The organism is Mycobacterium neumannii, assembly GCF_002245615.1.
Lineage (GTDB): Bacteria > Actinomycetota > Actinomycetes > Mycobacteriales > Mycobacteriaceae > Mycobacterium > Mycobacterium neumannii_A.
This window is the reverse complement of sequence record NZ_NKCO01000009.1, coordinates 87,832-104,334: the sequence shown is the minus strand read 5'-3', so window position 1 is coordinate 104,334 and position 16,503 is coordinate 87,832. Positions and strand designations below refer to the sequence as shown.

The following is a 16,503-nucleotide window of genomic DNA, read 5'->3' as shown; positions in this document are numbered from 1 at the left end:
AGCTCGATCGACACGGTCGACCCCAACTGCGTCACGGTACCTCCTTCGTTCGACCCCGCATTGCCTTCAAGGGCGCATCTACAGATCCAGCTTGTCTACGGCAATGTTCAGTCGATCTTGGCCGCTTCCTTACGCTCGGTAACCGGTCGGGCCAATTCTTGTTCGTCGCAGATCTTTTGGAGTCGCTCCAAGGTTTCGTCCAACCCTGCTCCCATTTTCTTTGACGGCGTGAACTCGGCCGGCAAATGGCGCATCCCCTGTATCATTCCGATAGTCTCGTAGTGGACGGTGCCTTCCGGGATGCATCGATAATCGGGCATTCGATCCAAAACCGCAGTGAGCATCGCCTTGAATACGGCACGTCCCACATTCGAACCGATGCAGCGATGCACACCCAGTCCGAAGCTGAAGTGCCGGTTGCCTTTTCGGTCGAGCAAGATCTTGTTCGGCTCGGGAAACATGGAAGGGTCGCGATTGGCCATAGTCCAGGAGATGTAGAGTCGTTCGCCCTCGCGGAACTTCACACCTTCGACCTCGACGTCCTGCGAGAAGGTGCGACCGTCGCCGGGGGCGGGTGTGTAGAAACGGAGAAATTCCTCTGTCGCGGGGTCGAGCAGAGCGTCTCGCTCGCGGTTGAGCCGCTCCCGCTGATCCGGATTCTCCGACAACCACTCGAGTGCGTGGGCGGTGAGAGCGGTCGTGGTATCGAATCCGCCGCCGATCAACAGAGTGAGCATGCCCAATAGGTCTTGTTCCGGGGCGGGTTGGCCATCGATGCGCATGTTCACTAGCGCGTTGACCACACCGGGTCGTGGATTCTCGCGAATTTCGTTCATGTTGGCGAGCAGATCCATGGCCATATCGATTTGTTGCTGCGCAACCCTGGGGGCTTCCGGGGAATTCTCGGGCGTGTACATCAGGGCATGCGCGGGTTCGCAGTACAGGGTCCACTTCTTCAGTGGGATGCCCAGCATCGCCAGGGTAAGCACAGCTGGGACGACGTTGGCCAAGTCGTCCACAAAGTCGATGTGCCCTTCCTCGATTTTCTCATCGATGCTGGCGCGTACGACTTCATCGATGAACGGGTACCACCGTTTGACCGCTGCTGGGGACAAGTACGGGTTCACAACGTTGCGGTACAAGCGATGTTCGGGCGGATCCATCTCCAGCATTCCGCCCCGGATGGGAATATCCCTGTGGGGGATGGCGATTCCGTGGTACCCGCGACGTTCGTTGTGCAGATCGTGGTCATTGGAGATGTGCGGGCAACGGGCGAGCTCAAACACTGCCTGACTGCTGCTCGCGACCCAGTGCCCACCATAGGTGTCCGACCATGCGATCGGGCACCTCTCCTGCATTTCGGCGGTGATCTTCTCGAAACGTTCGCGATAGTCCGGACTGTGCCGGTCGAAGTGGTAGTAATACTGCTTCTTCGCGTCGCTGTAAGCACTCGTGTCCCCACTCACTGGACCGGCTCCTTCACCTTGTTTACGGCGGCTTGACCGCTCTCGGAGAGGGCTTCCTCGATCACGATGGCCTGCTCAGGACATGATCGAGCCGCCTCGCGCACCGCATCTTCCTGATCGGACGGGACGGTCTCGCCGGAAGTAGATGCGCATCCGTCGGTTTCGCTGAGTTCGAAGATGTGCGGTGCAATCATGGCGCACAAGGTATGACCCTGGCACCGTTGCGGATCTACCCAAACCTTCACGGGTCCCCTTCCCGAATCGTTGGAAGTTGGTCGGTCAATCTGTCTACGCGAGCGCTTTGGTAGCGCCGACCCTGAGGCAAGTAAACCGTAGATAGGGTACAGAGTAAACTGTTTTACGAAGATCGGCCGATTCGAGTTGTATGCTTCGCGGCGAGCAGGGGAATGCTCTGTGCTGACGACTATTACGGGAGGCCTGATGTCGGCCCATGACACAACCATCGTCACCGGAGTCGGTGAACAACAACTTCGGAAACCCTCCGGCGAACACATTCGTGGGCTCATGCTCATCGACGGTCAACTCGTCGCTGCACCGGAGTCATTCGCTTCGGTGAATCCCGCCACCGGAGGGCTTGTCGGTTATGCCCCGGAGGCGACGCCAATGGACGCGCAACGAGCGGTCGCCGCGGCACGCAGAGCGTTCGACAGCACCGACTGGGCGACTAACACGGAACTGCGCACTCGGTGCCTCGATCAGATACACAAGGTCCTGGTCGAGAACAGCGAGAAACTGCGAAAGCTCACCATCGCCGAGGCGGGGGCAACTCGTGGGTCGACGGAAGGACCACAGCTTGACACTCCGATCGGGATCCCGCGGTACTACGCGGACCTATTGCCCAACTATCCTATGTCTGAGGATCTCGGCGAGGTAGATTTCGCGGGAATGCGCCACACTCGCTGGGTTGAGAAAGAACCCGTCGGGGTCGTGGGTGCGATTATCGCCTACAACTACCCCAACCAGCTTGCGTTGGCGAAGCTGATCCCCGCCTTGGCCGCCGGTTGCACGGTCGTCTTGAAGGCCGCTCCCGACACGTCGTTGATCACGTTGGCGCTGGGCGAGTTGATCGCGGAGTACACCGATATTCCCGCCGGAGTTGTCAACATCATCAGCTCCACCGATCCCGAGGTCGGGACCGTCCTGACCACGAGTCCGGACGTCGACCTGATCACCTTCACCGGTTCGACCGCCACAGGTCGCAAGATCATGGCGGCAGCGAGTGGAACCATCAAGAGAGTTTTTCTTGAACTCGGCGGCAAATCCGCAATGATCGTGCTCGACGACGCAGACCTGGCAACCGCGGCCATGATGGCAAGCTTCATGATCACCCATCACGCGGGGCAGGGATGTGCGATCACCTCGCGGATGCTGGTCCCGAGGCAACGTCATGATCAGATCGTCGACCTTGTCAAACAGAACATGGAGATGGTCACCTATGGTGACACTGACGACCCCGCAACGTATATGGGTCCGTTGATCAACGAGAAGCAGCGCGACAAAGTCGACGGAATGGTCAAGCGTGCGATCGAGGACGGCGCGACACTGGTTACTGGCGGCACGAAGATAGATCCCGGATTCTTCTACGCGCCTACTCTGCTCATCAACGTCGATCCCGACAGCGAGATCGCGCAAGAAGAGGTGTTCGGACCGGTATTGATCGTCATTCCCTACGAGGACGACGACGACGCGGTCCGTATCGCCAACAATTCCATTTTCGGGCTCTCCGGTGCAGTCTTCGGGGGCCATGAACGCGCTGTCGCGGTGGCTCGACGTGTGCGGACCGGCACGTTGAGTATCAACGGGGGCAACTACGCGGGTCCGGATTGTCCCTTCGGCGGCTATAAACAGTCGGGGATCGGCAGGGAACTCGGTGTTGCCGGCTTAGAGGAGTTTCTCGAGCGCAAGACCTTTGCGGCGGTAATCGGATGAACCCGCTCGAAGGAATCTGCGTCCTAGAGGTCGCGATGTACGCCTTCGTCCCGTCGGCAGGTGCGGTTCTGGCCGAATGGGGAGCAGACGTAATCAAGGTTGAACACGCCGTCACCGGCGATCCCCAACGCGGATTGCGTCAGGTCGGGACGCTGATAGTCAAGGGTGACCCCAACCCCAATGTCGACAATGCCAACCGAGGTAAGCGCAGCATCGGATTGGATATTTCGACGAAAGAGGGCCGGGAAGTTCTCTACGAACTTGTCCGCCGGTCGGACGTGTTCCTGACCAGCTTCTTGCCGGCAGCGCGAAAGAAGCTGGGCATCGATCTCGATGACATTCGTGCCGTAAACCCGTCGATCGTCTATGCGCGCGGAAGCGCGCTCGGGCCGCGTGGTCCCGAGGCCGACAAGGGAGGCTACGACATGACCGCGTTTTGGTGCCGGGCCGGTGCGGCTGCCACCGCGACTCCCTTAGGGGTTGAGGGGGTGATCGGTCTGCCCGGGCCGGCCTACGGGGACACCATCTCCGGTACGAACCTGGCGGGAGGTATCGCCGCAGCATTGCTGAAACGGGAACGCACGGGTGAGCCCTCGGTAGTCGACGTCTCTCTTCTCAGCAGCGGAGTGTGGGCAATGGGCCACACCGTGGCGTTGACAACCCATCTCGGCGAGGAGTTGGTGGTACCGCCGGTGGGGACGCACGGCTCGCCTTCCAACCCGCTGGTTGGCCTTTACGCGACGTCTGACGCTCACTACATCTCGTTCGTGATGATGCAGCCGGCGAAGTTCTGGGCGGACGTATGCCGGCACCTCGATGTGCCGGAACTTGCCCAAGATCCGAGGTTTGCGAGCGCCGAACAGATCGCGGCGAACACTGCCGAGGCGGTTGAGATCGTGAGCGGCGTGATCGCTAGCCGCACATTAGCCGAATGGTCACAACGGTTCTCGACCCTTGCGGGGCCCTGGGCGCCGGTTCAGGGCACCCTGCGAGTTGCCGATGACGTCCAAGTTCAGGCAAACGAATACCTGCGTCGGTCCGGAGAGCTGAAGCTGGTGAGTAATCCAGTGCAGTTCGATGTGAGCACCCCTGACGTGGCCCCGGCTCCCACGTTCGCCGAACAGACAGACGAGATCCTCGAACAGCTCGGCTTCGACTGGGAGCAGATCATCGCGCTCAAGACCGTAGGGGCTGTGACTTAAGCCCAAAGCGTCGCGTGCGTCTCCTACCAAAAGGTGTGTCGGTAGTAGTGCGCTGGGCCTGACGGCAATTCAGGTGATGTGTCGCCGATGGAGGGATGCGACGACCCATCGCGCCGGATCCCGGTGTCCACGCGAATCCGCGGCTGGAACCAGTTTTTTTCAGTTCACTCAGATGTCGGCAAGGTGCGGCATCTTCGCCGTCCGAGCGCAGTCGCCCGCGCCACCCGAACTCACTGTCCGGGTCCTTTCGGCCATTTGACCATGCAGCCGGCATCCAGCGGGATGCTGGTCCCGGTCATGTGCCGGGAAGCGTCTGAGGCAAGGAAAAGCACCAACTCTGCGACATCTTCAGGCTCAATCCACGGTGTTGGTAGGGCATGATAGAACTCCGAGGCTGGGCGGAAATCTTCTTTGGTGACCGTACCTTCCAAGTCCGGTCGGAAGATCTGATAGATGCCTTCGCTGTTCATGAGGTGGGTGTTGCAGTTCGTCGGGTGCACTACATTCACCCGAACCCCGGTGGGTGCTAGGTGCAACGCCATTTGCTGCGTGTAACTGACGAGTGCCTGCTTCGACCAGCTGTAGCCCGCTCCGCCCGGGCCCATGAGGGCCCGCGGGTCGTTGGTGGCTGTCATCGTATTGTCGATCAGAGCCGCTGTTGACCCGGTGATCACAATGGATGCGCCGTTGCCCGCTGCTATCAGGTGAGGGACGGTAACCGCGACTGTATTCATGACGCCGATGAGATCGACGTCGACGGCGTCCTGGAAATCCATCGGATGTGGGTCACCCATGGCCATCGGCAAGATACCGGCGTTAGCCATAACGGTTGTGAGCTGGCCCAATTCGGCCACGCCCTGGCCCACCGCTTTCTCGAGTTGTTCGCGCTTGCGCACATCGGCCTTGACCGCCACGCACCGCCTCCCCGTCTGTTCGACGAGTTTCTGGGTTTGCATGAGGTCATCCCAGCTAGCCATCGGGTAAGGGTTGGACTCGATGTCTTCGCAGATGTCGATTGCAATGATGTCGGCGCCTTCTTGCGCCTGGCGCAATGCGTGTGCCCGACCCTGGCCACGTCCTGCGCCAGTGACGAACGAGACCTTGCCATCCATGCGGCCTGCCATGACTTCTCCTTTGGTTTGTCCCAGTGGTTCGTGTTGGATTAGAAGGTGCGGAAATGCCCGCCGTCGACCAGTACTTGGGCGCCGTTGAAGTAGCTAGCCGCACCATGTCCCCGGGCACGCCGCCGCGCTTCATGGGGCTCATTGATGCCGCGGTCGCCTGGCGATCGCTTCGTCGCTTCCGATGGCCCGAACCGTCCCACTGTCAAGTGGGGTGTCAAGCACACGATTTGCACGCCGCGCTCGTATCGTCACTCAAATGCGATGCGCCACTCGCTAGATCGGGTGTAACCATGCGATCCGAGTCCCATCTATTGGCACGGAGGCTCTCCAAAGTGATCATCATCGTGGACAACGCGCGATCACGCTGTGGGGCAATGATACCGGCCGAAAACGATAAATCAATCGAATTAGTTGACTATGTGTCCTGTCTATTGGCTTTATGCGCTGAGAAGGGATGCTGGAGCCACTAGTGACTCCATGGTCAGACTCTGTCAGTTGTCCCCACTATGCGCGGGTGCTCAAGTCGATGGTCGGGTGTTGTGTCCAGGAGACCGGTGCAACCCGAGCGGGCGACGGCCTCACGACTCGAGACAGCTGTAGCTGCGATCCACCGACGATGTACGGAACGGGGGCTTGCCTAAACAGTTGACTCGGTGCATTGTCTGACCAAAGACCGCATCGGTACGCGCGTCCCTAGGATTAGGGACGTCATCTCGAAGGAGGAGCAGCGAAGATGTCTGACAAATTCATCCAGGTTGTCTTGTCGAACCCTGCGCCGGGGAAGGAGTCCGAGTTCAACGACTGGTATGACAACGTCCACATCCCGGAACTCCTCGCAGTCCCAGGGATGTTGTCGGCCAAGCGGTTCGATCTACTCGACGCCGAGATCTACCATGTGCCGGGCGGCTACGTCCCCGAGCACCGTTACCTCACCATCTATGAGATGGAGGGGGACGTCAACGCAATAATGGGGAAGGTCGTAGACAGCGTCGCGCGGGGCGAACTGCATATGGGCGACAGTCTCGACCTGCCGAGTTCAAGGATGTCGTTCTGGACGCAGCGCGGCAACGAGTCTCACGCGTAACCGCTTAGCGGGTGAGGCATCTGGCGCAGCCTCGCGTATCTATTGAGGCATTGCCATGCCAGCTTATCGCGACGGGGCGACCGTGCTTATGTGCGACGAGCACGGTGCTTGTCCGGACAATAAGCTTCCGCAGGCCGGGCGCGGTACTCGAGGGGGTCCCCACGAAAAGGCTTGTGGTACTGGGCTAAGGCGAAATCGCGGCCTGACAATGTTCACCTGTTGTCTGGACTACGGAGAGTTGATAGCCTCCGTCGAGGACCTATGAGGGAAGGCCCGGACGCTCATGGCGATACCGCTGCAGGAAGCCCGCTACAGCTCAGCGGATAAGTTCAATCTCGCCGAGGGTTGGACCGTTGAACGTCTCACGCCGCCAAGCCGCCTCTTTGGTGCCAATGGGCTGCGGACTGGCCCCGACGGCCGCGTATACATCGCGCAAGTGACTGGAAGCCAGATAAGTGCGCTGGATACGAGAAGTGGGCGCTTGGGCACGATCAGCGCAAAAGGAAGCGAGATCGTCGCGCCCGACGACATCGCTTTCGACTCAGCCGGCAATCTCTACGTCACCGAAGTCCTGAACGGGCGGGTGAGCATGATCGACACCGCGGGGCGTACTCGCGTGCTGTGCGATGACATCCCCGTTGCGAACGGCATCACCATCTACCGCGACCGGTTGTTCGTCAATGAGTGCCGGCCGGGCGGGCGAGTGTTGGAGCTCGATTTAGAGGGCGGAGAGCCTCGAATCCTGCTGGAAAACGTACCCATGGCGAACGCCATGGAGGTCGGCCCAGATGGCCTGTTGTACTTCCCGGTCATGGGCGCCAACGAGATTTGGCGCATCAGCCCCGACGGGGGCTCACCTGAGACCGTTGTCGGTGACCTCGGCGTGCCGGACTCGGTGAAGTTCGACGCCGATGGCCACATCGTGTCCACCCAAGCGCATAGCGGCCAGGTATTGCGCATCGATCCGCGCACGGGCATTAAGTCGGTTTTGGCCGATCTAAGCCCTGGCTTAGATAACCTGACCTTCGCCGAGGATCGGCTGTTCGTGTCGAACTTCTCTGGCGAGATCTACGAAGTTCTCGACGGCGGACGCGCTCGGACCATGCTGCCGGGTGGGTTCAACTGGCCACTGGACCTCACCATCGCGTCCGACGGCAACCTCTATATCGCCGACGGACCGTACATGTACGTGCTGCGCGCCGACCACACGCTGCGCCACGTAGGCATGCTGTTCACTCCTGGCTACCCGGGCTACATGCGCGGGCTGACCGAATCAGGTCCCGGTGAGTTCACCGTGACCACCTCGAGTGGTCAAGTGGCGCGATATTGCCCGGGACGAAACGAGAGTCATGTCGTCGCAGATGGATTCGACCAGCTTTACGGTGTTGCGATGGCACTTGGGGGCGAGACACTGTTTGTCGAACAGGGCACCGGCCGAGTTCTCTCAACGAAATCCGGGGGTGTCGAAGTGCTGGCATCCGAGTTGGACACCCCGGTTGGAGTAACCCTTGCACCTGACGGCAGTCCCCTCGTGGCTGAATCGGGAACCGGGCGGGTGTTGAAGATCACCGGCTCAAAGGCAGAGCCGGTGGCGGACGAAATGCAGTGTCCCCACGGTATTCACGTTGAAGGAAGGCATCTTTATATCGTCGATGCCGAAGCCAAGACACTCGTCGTAGTCGACTTGGAGAACGGCGCCAAGTACTCCATCGCCTCGAACCTTCCCGTTGGGGCTCCGCCAGGCGTGGTTCCCAAGCCTCTGTTGGCAATGCCGCCATTCACAGGTCCGCAAGGTCCATTCGCCGGCATTACCGCGGCGCACGACGGCACATTGTTCGTTTCGGCCGATGCCGAGGGCAGTGTGCTGGCCTTTCGTCGCAATGACTCCAGGGCAACCTTCGGCGGCCGCTGAGTCCGTCAACTGACGCCAACTCTGTTGTGCGGGGGATACTGTTGGAATCGAGGATGCGGGGCGGGCGCAGTGCTACCTCCTGCCAGAGTGCATTGGGAGCGGACGCTTGATCAGTGGGTCCGCGCGGGCCGTCATCGAAGAAGTATCTTGTTGATGACGGCACCTCGCCCAATGTGGCAGGGCTGAGGCGCTTTCACCGGGTCTTCGCGATGTGTCTCATCAGGCACGAGGTACGAATGAGCCGCTGCCGGCGGTGATTCCACCATCGACCGGAAGCAGCACTCCGGTGATGAACGAAGCGTCGTCAGACAGAAGAAACGCGTGTGCGGCGGCTTGTTCTTCAGGGCGACACCAACGCTGAAGCGGGACGTGCCTACGCATCTCCTCGAACATCTCGGGTCGTTTGCGCTCCAGGTGAGAAGTCGTAGCCGTACCAGCGGTTGGCCCCGGACACACTCCATTGACCCTTATGCCTTCCGGCCCCAAATCCCACGCAGCGGCGCGGATCAGGTTCGCTGTGCCGCCTTTGCTTGCGTTATACGCCCACATTTCGGGATCCGCCCCAAGTCCCGACACCGAGCAGGTTACGGTGATCGCTCCTCGGGTCTTGCGCAACTCGGGCAAGGCAGCCTGGATACCGAGTGCTACGCCGCGAACGTTGACTGTCCACATCCGGTCGAGTTCTTCGATCGGTGTATTGTCCATCCGGCCCATGCTCGACACGGCTGCGTTGCAGACGAGCCCATCAAGCCGCCCGTGCGCATCGACCGCAGCCCGGACCATGGCGTCATTTCCCACAGCATCACCGACGTCGGCAACGCACGCGGAGATGCTGGGATGCTCCTCAGCGGTCTTCACGACAGCTTCGTCTCGATCGGCAGCCACGACGGCCCAGCCGTCGAGCGCCAGCCGTTTGGCGGTCGCAGCGCCGATTCCTGATGCTGCACCGGTGACGATGACGACCTTCGGGTCGTTCGGCGTGCGTTGTTCACTGATACCTGTCATAAGTTCCTCCTTAACCGCAGGGACGTACGTCCCGGCTTATTGCTCTCTAGGTGCATCTGACGCTCGCTGTCGCGTTGGGCGCAGCGTTGCACAGGCGGTGACATCACCCGCGCCTTCTGACGGTGCTAGTCGATCGAGGTGAACTCCAGATGTAGTGTTTTCAAACGGCGTAACAGCCATGACGCCTCCCAGTCATAGGAACGCGCGTCTTTTGTTCCATGTGCCGACTCATCAACTCGGATGTCACCTAGCCGGTCGAGCAGTCGTTCGAGACTGACTCGTGCTTCGATTCGCGCCAGGGGCGCGCCCGGGCAGGCATGGATCCCGCGGCCGAATGCAACATGTTCGCGAATGTTTGCCCGATCGAGTCGAAGTTCGTTGGGTGCCTCGAATTGGCGGGGATCTCTGTTAGCGGCACCAACCATGACCATCACGTGTGTACCTGCGTCGAGTCCGAAGTCGGCGACCGACGTTGGTTTACGTGCGAGTCGGAAATTCGACTTCACCGGGCTCTCCAGTCTCAACATCTCCTCGATGAACGGTCCGATGAGTGCCCGATCATCTCTCAACCGCTGTTGCAGCTGTGGATCCTCTGCGAGGGCCCTCAGTGCGACCGTAAGCAGATCAACAGTCGTACCCTGGCCGGCGGCGAAGAGGAACACCGCGACGCGAGCGACGTCGAGGGCATCCGGGATCGAGCCGTCGGGGAATGTCGCCTGCGCGAGCTTCGTCAGAACGTCGTCACGAGGGTTCCTCCTACGGTCCTCGATATACTCGACGAACCATTCTTCTTTCACGCCAATGAATTTGTCTGTTGCACCCTGGATATCACCAACCAACTCAGGCGCCCGAGTGAACCGGCCCCGATCGCTCTCTGGGACACCGAGAAGGTCGGCGATCGCGAGCATTGTGAAGGGTGTACCGAAGTCTTCAACCAATTCGCAGCGTTGGCGATCGATGAACGAATCGATGGTGCGGTCGGCCAGACGCCAGAGGAATTCCTCGTTTTCCTTCAAGCGCCTCGGCGTCAGCAGTCGAGACAACAGGGCACGGTGATTCGTATGCCTGGGTGGATCGAAGGACGCAAAATACTCGTGTAATGGCATCGTGCCCCGGTACTGCTCGATCAGGTCGCTGATGTCGTCGAGTCCAGAGGTTGGCGGCAATCCCGAGAACGGTCCGCTTACCACCGTGCAAGTCGAGAAGGTCTCCCGATCATCGCGAGAGACCGCGAGAAACTCGTCATAGCCCGAGACCAGTACGACGTCGTGATGCGGTTCCTTGCGAATCGGGCACGACCGGATCGCGTCGTAATACGGGTACGGATCGGCCACCAGTGAGGGGTCAGTGAAAAAATCTCGGTTTTCGAGATCACTCATCGTGGATCCTTCTTCTCTGCGGAAATGAGTAGTCGTTTACCAGGATTGGGACTTGCGTCTGAGAACGGCAGCGTTTGCCGCACACCACTCGGTGGCGATTCTCGATACGTACCGACGCCGGTCGGCTGAGTTTGCCGGTCATTCAGCGCTATTCGTAGGCGCGCTCGCCTATAGCGCCATACGACGTTCGCGGAGGAGCGAGGTCTCCTGCTGCCCCCGGCTGACGGATATCGCTTCGCGGTTTGATTGTCGACCACGATATTCGCGAGTTCAGGTTGTCGTATGGCCGGCTGGAGTCCGCCGGCAACCGCGGGCGCGAAAGTAGTCACCGCGCCGCCCTCATCAAGCAAAGTCCCCATCCAGTCCCTCATTGATGGGCTTCCTGGGCAAGCGACACGCGGATTATCTCCGCATGGTGACAGCTGAGTACCCATGCTCAGATCGAGCCGGAAACGGGATTGCCGGCCGGGGACACGCTCATGGCAGCGAGGTGTCCGCTGTGAATCGCATAGCCGAGGTCGAACACACCAGCCGCGTCGCCAGTTAGTTGTGCGCCGACGCCCGCTTCCTGCAGGGCGCTATGTAGTTCGACCCTTGGTTCTCCGGCGGTGCAAAATACGACCAGGTCAGCGTCTGCGGTCTGTTCAACCTCGCGACCGATCTCACGAAGCCGCACATATGTCGGACCTATTTCGACGATGACCTGTGCGGGTAGGAATGTGAAATTCGCGTAGCTGCGGAGGCGTTCAACGGTGGGTCGTTGGACAAACGCTGCGGCAAGACCTTCGCCAATGGAATAGGAGCTGCTTACTAGCGCAACCTCTGCCCCCCGCGATAGCAGATACTCAGCTACTGCGACCGCTTGGTAGTTACCGAAATCGTCGAAAACGATGGCGCGCTTAGCGTTGTCCGCCCCGCCCGCGAGCACCGTGACGGGCGCGCGTACGTGCGGCAGCTGTGCGCCTGGGACTGGCTGAAGGTTGAACCGCTGCAGGCCATCTCTTCGTGGGGCTGCGCCAGTCGCGACAATAACGTGGTCACCGTTCCACGATTTGACGGTGGTCAGGTCCACGGTCGAGTTCAAACGGACGTCGATCCCGAGCCGGAAGAGCTCACGCGCTTGATAATCGATGATTTTGCCGATGTCAGAACGAAACGGTGCGCGCCGAACGAAGCGGATATTGCCACCCAATTCATCGGCCGACTCATGCAGGACGACATCGTGTCCACGCAGTTTGGCGATGCGCGCCGCCTCCATGCCCGACGGTCCGCCACCCACAACCATCACTCGGCTCGGCCGGTCCACCCGATCGACCGCAACGGCGCCGCGCTCTTTCCCTGCGTCGATGTTTACTACGCAGCCTACGCGCTTTTTCGGTGAGTTTACGCCGCCGATGCACTCTTGACTGCATCCGATGCACGGCCGCACCTGATCTTCCTGTCCCGCAAGACTTTTTGAAATCAGTAACGGATCTGCGATGGTAGCCCGGACCATCGAGACCATGTCGGCGAAGCCGGCCGAAAGCAAATTTTCGACCTCACGCAGTGTCGTGAATCGGCTGTTGACGATTACAGGCAACGTCGTGCTACGCGCGACTGGCTCGACCCACGGCATCTCATAGCCAGGTGGTTCATGCATCGCGGAAATTATCCTATGGGGGGCCGCATAGGTCCCCAGTGAGAAGTCGACAAAGTCGATGACTTTCGCGTTTTCCAGGCGGCCGACGACCTTGATCATGTCGTCCGGAGTCAAGCCTCCCGGCGCGGTTTCAGCCGCCGACAGCCTGATGCCCAATGGGTAGTCAGGACCGACCTCCGTGCGGATCGCCCTTAGTACCTCGAGCATGAACCGCATCCGGTTCTCGAAGGTGCCGCCGTAATCGTCGCTGCGCCGGTTGCTCAGCGGAGAGAGAAACTCGTATAGAAGATATCCATGTGCACCGTGGACTTCGACGCCGTCGAGCCCCGCCTCCTTGCATCGCAGCGCTACTTCTGCGAAGGAGGCAACGACCTCATCGATCATGGTTTGGGTCATCGGGATAGAGGGCTGGGGACCTGCAGGCACGGGCCCGCCGGAGGCCGACCATGGGGGTGCTCCAGTAATAGGATGACGCTGGGTGGTCGACCCATTGTGAAAGATCTGTTGGAAGACTTTCATGCCTTCGGCGTGACAGGCGTCAGCCATCCGACGCCAGCCGTCGTCGTTTTCTTTCAGATAGCCCAGAATCGCGCCCGTGCTGCTGGGGTGGACGCTTGCGACATCGAGGATCGAAAGCGCGGCCCCGCCCCGAGCTCGGGCGACGTGATAGTCGATAAGATGGTCGTTTACGTATCCTCCGGTGAGATGCGCCAGCAGCGTCCCATGGGCTGTTCGCACGACTCGGTTGCGCAACGTGCATCCGTTTATGGTCAACGTACGCTCGATCAACGGGTACCGGCTCATTGGACTTCCTCTGCTTTCGGGCGCGGCGGTGCTTGAAACCGACGGCTTTCTACCTCGTCGACGTATGAACTTTCCAATGTCGGAGGCTGGCAGGAGCTGAACACGCCTGCCAGTAGGAAGGCTTCGTTCGATAAGCGCAATTTTCGTGTCGCGCTCAGTTGAGCAGAGCGACAACGACTATGGGCCATACCACGCGGGAACCGATTTGTGGCCATCTTCTACAAGTCTCACTCTTTGTGGCGGGCGCGGCTGATCGTCGGCTCGTCAGGGGCCGGCATGCCCGGTGGCGCGCCGTACTCAGGACTGTCGAGGAAAGGCCCTGAAAAGTCCGGCGGCCCATAGTAATAGAGACTCCAATGGCGCCATTTGAACCGCCACCGGTCGTTCTGTACGACAAAGCGGTCATAGTAGAGCCCGACTGTACGAATCACTTCTCCATCCCTGTGCTTCACGCATTCGGTAACGAGGGTTCTGCTTGACGCGGTGTTGTGATCGACTTCCAAGAGGGGTGTGCCGAAAGACATCAGGATCCGCTCACAGGGCGCCATGAACTTGTCGAACTGGCTCCTGATCTCGGCGTGGCCGCGAAGATGCATCCCGGCAATCTTCCACTCGCCATCCTCGGTGAAGCAGTCGAGAAATGTCTCCGCGTCTTTTCGCCAGACGGCGTCGACGTATCTGGCATGCAGTTGCCGAACCGAGCATTCGACAAGCGAGGGGTCTGTCATCTTTTCACTTCTCTCAACGGTTTCATCGGTATTGGCGTGGCTCGCTCGGTGCCGACCTATGGGTGTCGCTTGCGACGGGCTGGAATATCGGATCGTCAGCATCAAAGTAGGCATCAGACACTGATTTAGGTGCTTCAGGCTCACCTATGTACCGGGCAAACTTATGTCCTTCGAAGGTGGCAGTTGCCCATACTCGCGCCGCGAGCGCGTCACCGACGACGAATAGTTGTTGCACCTTGCCGTCCAGCCCTGCTTCAAGTGCATTCACCGGAGCTCGTGCGGTCGACAGGATCACCGCATCGACGTCGCGGATCACTCTGACTTTGCTGGAATACACGTCCGACACAGTCACTTCGTGGTCGCCGATGCAGTCGAAGTAGGACGTTGGCGAGATCTTTACGCCAGCCGATCTCAATCGCTCCATGATGGGGCGGGTCTCTTGGGCACCATGGATTCGCGGCGAGAGAGGCGCGAATCCTGGGGTGAAGATCTCGACGTCGGCTCCGCTCCTCGCGAGTAGCTCCGCGACTCCGACGCCGGTGTGCATTCCTTCATTGTCGAGCACTAGAATTTTGCCTGTCGGCGTTGCTGTTTCGAGAAGAACCTGCTCGGGCACATACACGAAGTCCCGGTCAAATCCCGGGATATCGAAGTCACGGTAACTGCCACGGCCACCGAGACTGTAGAGAGCACCCGTCGCCAGGATCACTGCGTCCGGATGCTCTTGGAGGACAGTAGTTGCCGAAGCCGCCACACCGAGCTCGATCCCTACGCCGAGACGCTCGAGTTCTCGGGCCCACCACTCAATGGCTGTGCCGTACGATTCACGTCCCGGTAGACGCGCCCAGAGTGCGAAGGCTCCGCCGATGCTGGCGCGAGCATCGATCAGTGTTACGGCGTGTCCCTTGAGTGCGGCTACTCGCGCCGCTTCCAGGCCGGCCGGTCCTGCGCCGACAACGATGACCTTGGAGCGATGCGGCGCCAACTGAAGTGAATCGCCACCCCACACTCGTTCGCGAAAGCTGGTGGGATTGATCGTGCAACTCATCGCGCTCTCATAGACCGCTGCCAGACACCAATTGCACGCAATGCAGGTACGGCTGCGTGATTCCTCTCCATCCAAGGCGTTCTTGACCAAATTTGGCTCGGCGATCAATGCGCGCGCAGCGCCGACCATGTCACAGACGCTGGCAGCGAGGGCAGCTTCGGCATCGGCGATGGAGGTGAGCCGTCCCAGGACGCTGAGCACGGGAACACTTCCTGCGGCACTTCGGACGGATTCGACGTAGGGCCGATAGATTTGTGGCTCGATGAATACCGATGGCATCCCGAGATGAAGTTGGTTTGGCTCGACGGCGACATCTAGGTCTACGTAGTCGATAAGTCCCGAATCCGATACCGTCTTCAGGATTTGATACGACTCTTTGGTGTCGTAGCCTCCCGATAGGAGTTCGTCGCAATTGAGCCGCATCCCAACAGCCATCCGGCCGTCAGACTCTTCGGCGGCCGCCCTTAGGGATTCAAGCAAGAACCGCATGCGGTTCTCCAGCGGTCCGCCCCATTCGTCCGTGCGGCGGTTGAAATAAGGCGAGAGGAACTGTTCGGCAAGCGCGCCATGAGACGCATGAACCATGACGCCGTCGAATCCCGCTTCGCGTAGATTGGCCGTCGACTGTCTAAACGCATCAAGCATCGCCCGGATCTCGCGCTTCGTCATCGCGCGAGTGGAGAACCCCTTCTCGTAAATGCCAAATTGTGATACTGAGGGGCTGAGCGCAGGGGCCGGTGGGCTGAAGGGCTGCCATTGGCCGGTAGCTCCCCAGAAGTACCAGGGCTCGCCAAAAATCTTGCCGCCCGCTTCATGCACGGCATCAGCCAGCGCTCGGAACGCCGGAATGTTCTCCTTTGGATACGGGGAGGGTTGAAAGCTTCTGCCGCGCACATGCATCGTCATGGTCACCATGACGAGTGAACAGCCGCCATTCACCCGCGCCACGTTGTAGTTGATGTAGTCGTCTGTCGGCTTGCCCGCGCCCGCAGTCATCGGTACGGCGTGTGGCGAAGAATAGAACCGGTTCGCCAGCTCGATCGGACCCAGCTTGATCGGGGTAAAGATGTTGGGATATTTCGGATGATGCAAGGGTGCGCCTCCCAGCGCTCACTTCTTTTTAGCGGACCGGATATGAACTCTTCGTCGAGCGATTGGACCG

At 60.0% G+C, this 16,503-nt stretch carries 11 protein-coding genes and 1 pseudogene; 4 read left to right on the top strand and 8 right to left on the bottom strand.

The window, feature by feature from the left end:
* Positions 1–107: 107 nt before the first annotated feature.
* Together CEX88_RS12935 and CEX88_RS12930 are read right to left on the bottom strand one after the other, a co-directional pair.
* Positions 108–1,466, bottom strand: coding sequence for a cytochrome P450 (locus CEX88_RS12935; protein WP_238382059.1), 1,359 nt, complete (start codon positions 1,464–1,466; stop codon positions 108–110).
* 53 nt (positions 1,467–1,519) lie between these two features.
* Positions 1,520–1,711, bottom strand: a pseudogene (locus CEX88_RS12930) (ferredoxin); the annotation flags it as partial.
* 196 nt (positions 1,712–1,907) lie between these two features.
* Here CEX88_RS12930 and CEX88_RS12925 point away from each other — a divergent pair.
* Together CEX88_RS12925 and CEX88_RS12920 are read left to right on the top strand one after the other, a co-directional pair.
* Complete coding sequence (locus CEX88_RS12925) at positions 1,908–3,416, top strand: aldehyde dehydrogenase family protein (protein WP_094293774.1); 1,509 nt, start codon at positions 1,908–1,910, stop codon at positions 3,414–3,416.
* The gene (locus CEX88_RS12920; protein ID WP_094293773.1) at positions 3,413–4,618 is read left to right on the top strand and encodes a CaiB/BaiF CoA transferase family protein; all 1,206 of its coding nucleotides are present in this window, start codon (positions 3,413–3,415) and stop codon (positions 4,616–4,618) included. The genes CEX88_RS12925 and CEX88_RS12920 overlap by 4 nt, the downstream gene beginning before the upstream one ends.
* 230 nt (positions 4,619–4,848) lie before the next feature.
* On the opposite strand, the gene CEX88_RS12915 is transcribed toward CEX88_RS12920, so the two are convergent.
* The gene (locus tag CEX88_RS12915; protein ID WP_094293772.1) at positions 4,849–5,742 is read right to left on the bottom strand and encodes a mycofactocin-coupled SDR family oxidoreductase; all 894 of its coding nucleotides are present in this window, start codon (positions 5,740–5,742) and stop codon (positions 4,849–4,851) included.
* Positions 5,743–6,475: 733 nt separating this feature from the next.
* Between CEX88_RS12915 and CEX88_RS12910 the strand changes: the two genes are divergently transcribed.
* Together CEX88_RS12910 and CEX88_RS12905 are read left to right on the top strand one after the other, a co-directional pair.
* Positions 6,476–6,826, top strand: a complete 351-nt coding sequence (locus tag CEX88_RS12910) for a DUF4286 family protein (RefSeq protein ID WP_094293771.1) — start codon at positions 6,476–6,478, stop codon at positions 6,824–6,826.
* Between the two features lie 283 nt (positions 6,827–7,109).
* Entirely contained in the window at positions 7,110–8,738 is a 1,629-nt protein-coding gene (locus tag CEX88_RS12905; protein ID WP_094293770.1) for an SMP-30/gluconolactonase/LRE family protein, read from the top strand.
* A 219-nt stretch (positions 8,739–8,957) separates the two neighbouring features.
* Here CEX88_RS12905 and CEX88_RS12900 read toward each other — a convergent pair whose 3' ends face one another.
* The 5 genes from CEX88_RS12900 to CEX88_RS12880 form a co-directional block, all read right to left on the bottom strand.
* The gene (locus CEX88_RS12900; RefSeq protein WP_094293769.1) at positions 8,958–9,743 is read right to left on the bottom strand and encodes an SDR family NAD(P)-dependent oxidoreductase; all 786 of its coding nucleotides are present in this window, start codon (positions 9,741–9,743) and stop codon (positions 8,958–8,960) included.
* 125 nt (positions 9,744–9,868) lie between these two features.
* Positions 9,869–11,122 (bottom strand): cytochrome P450, encoded by a 1,254-nt coding sequence (locus CEX88_RS12895; protein WP_094293768.1) that lies wholly within the window; start codon positions 11,120–11,122, stop codon positions 9,869–9,871.
* A 436-nt stretch (positions 11,123–11,558) separates the two neighbouring features.
* Positions 11,559–13,565, bottom strand: a complete 2,007-nt coding sequence (locus CEX88_RS12890; protein WP_094293767.1) for an oxidoreductase — start codon at positions 13,563–13,565, stop codon at positions 11,559–11,561.
* A gap of 227 nt (positions 13,566–13,792) precedes the next feature.
* Entirely contained in the window at positions 13,793–14,293 is a 501-nt protein-coding gene (locus CEX88_RS12885) for a YybH family protein (RefSeq protein WP_202931477.1), read from the bottom strand.
* A gap of 22 nt (positions 14,294–14,315) precedes the next feature.
* Positions 14,316–16,433: an oxidoreductase gene (locus tag CEX88_RS12880; RefSeq protein ID WP_094293765.1), complete on the bottom strand. Its 2,118-nt coding sequence runs from the start codon at positions 16,431–16,433 to the stop codon at positions 14,316–14,318.
* Positions 16,434–16,503: the final 70 nt, after the last annotated feature.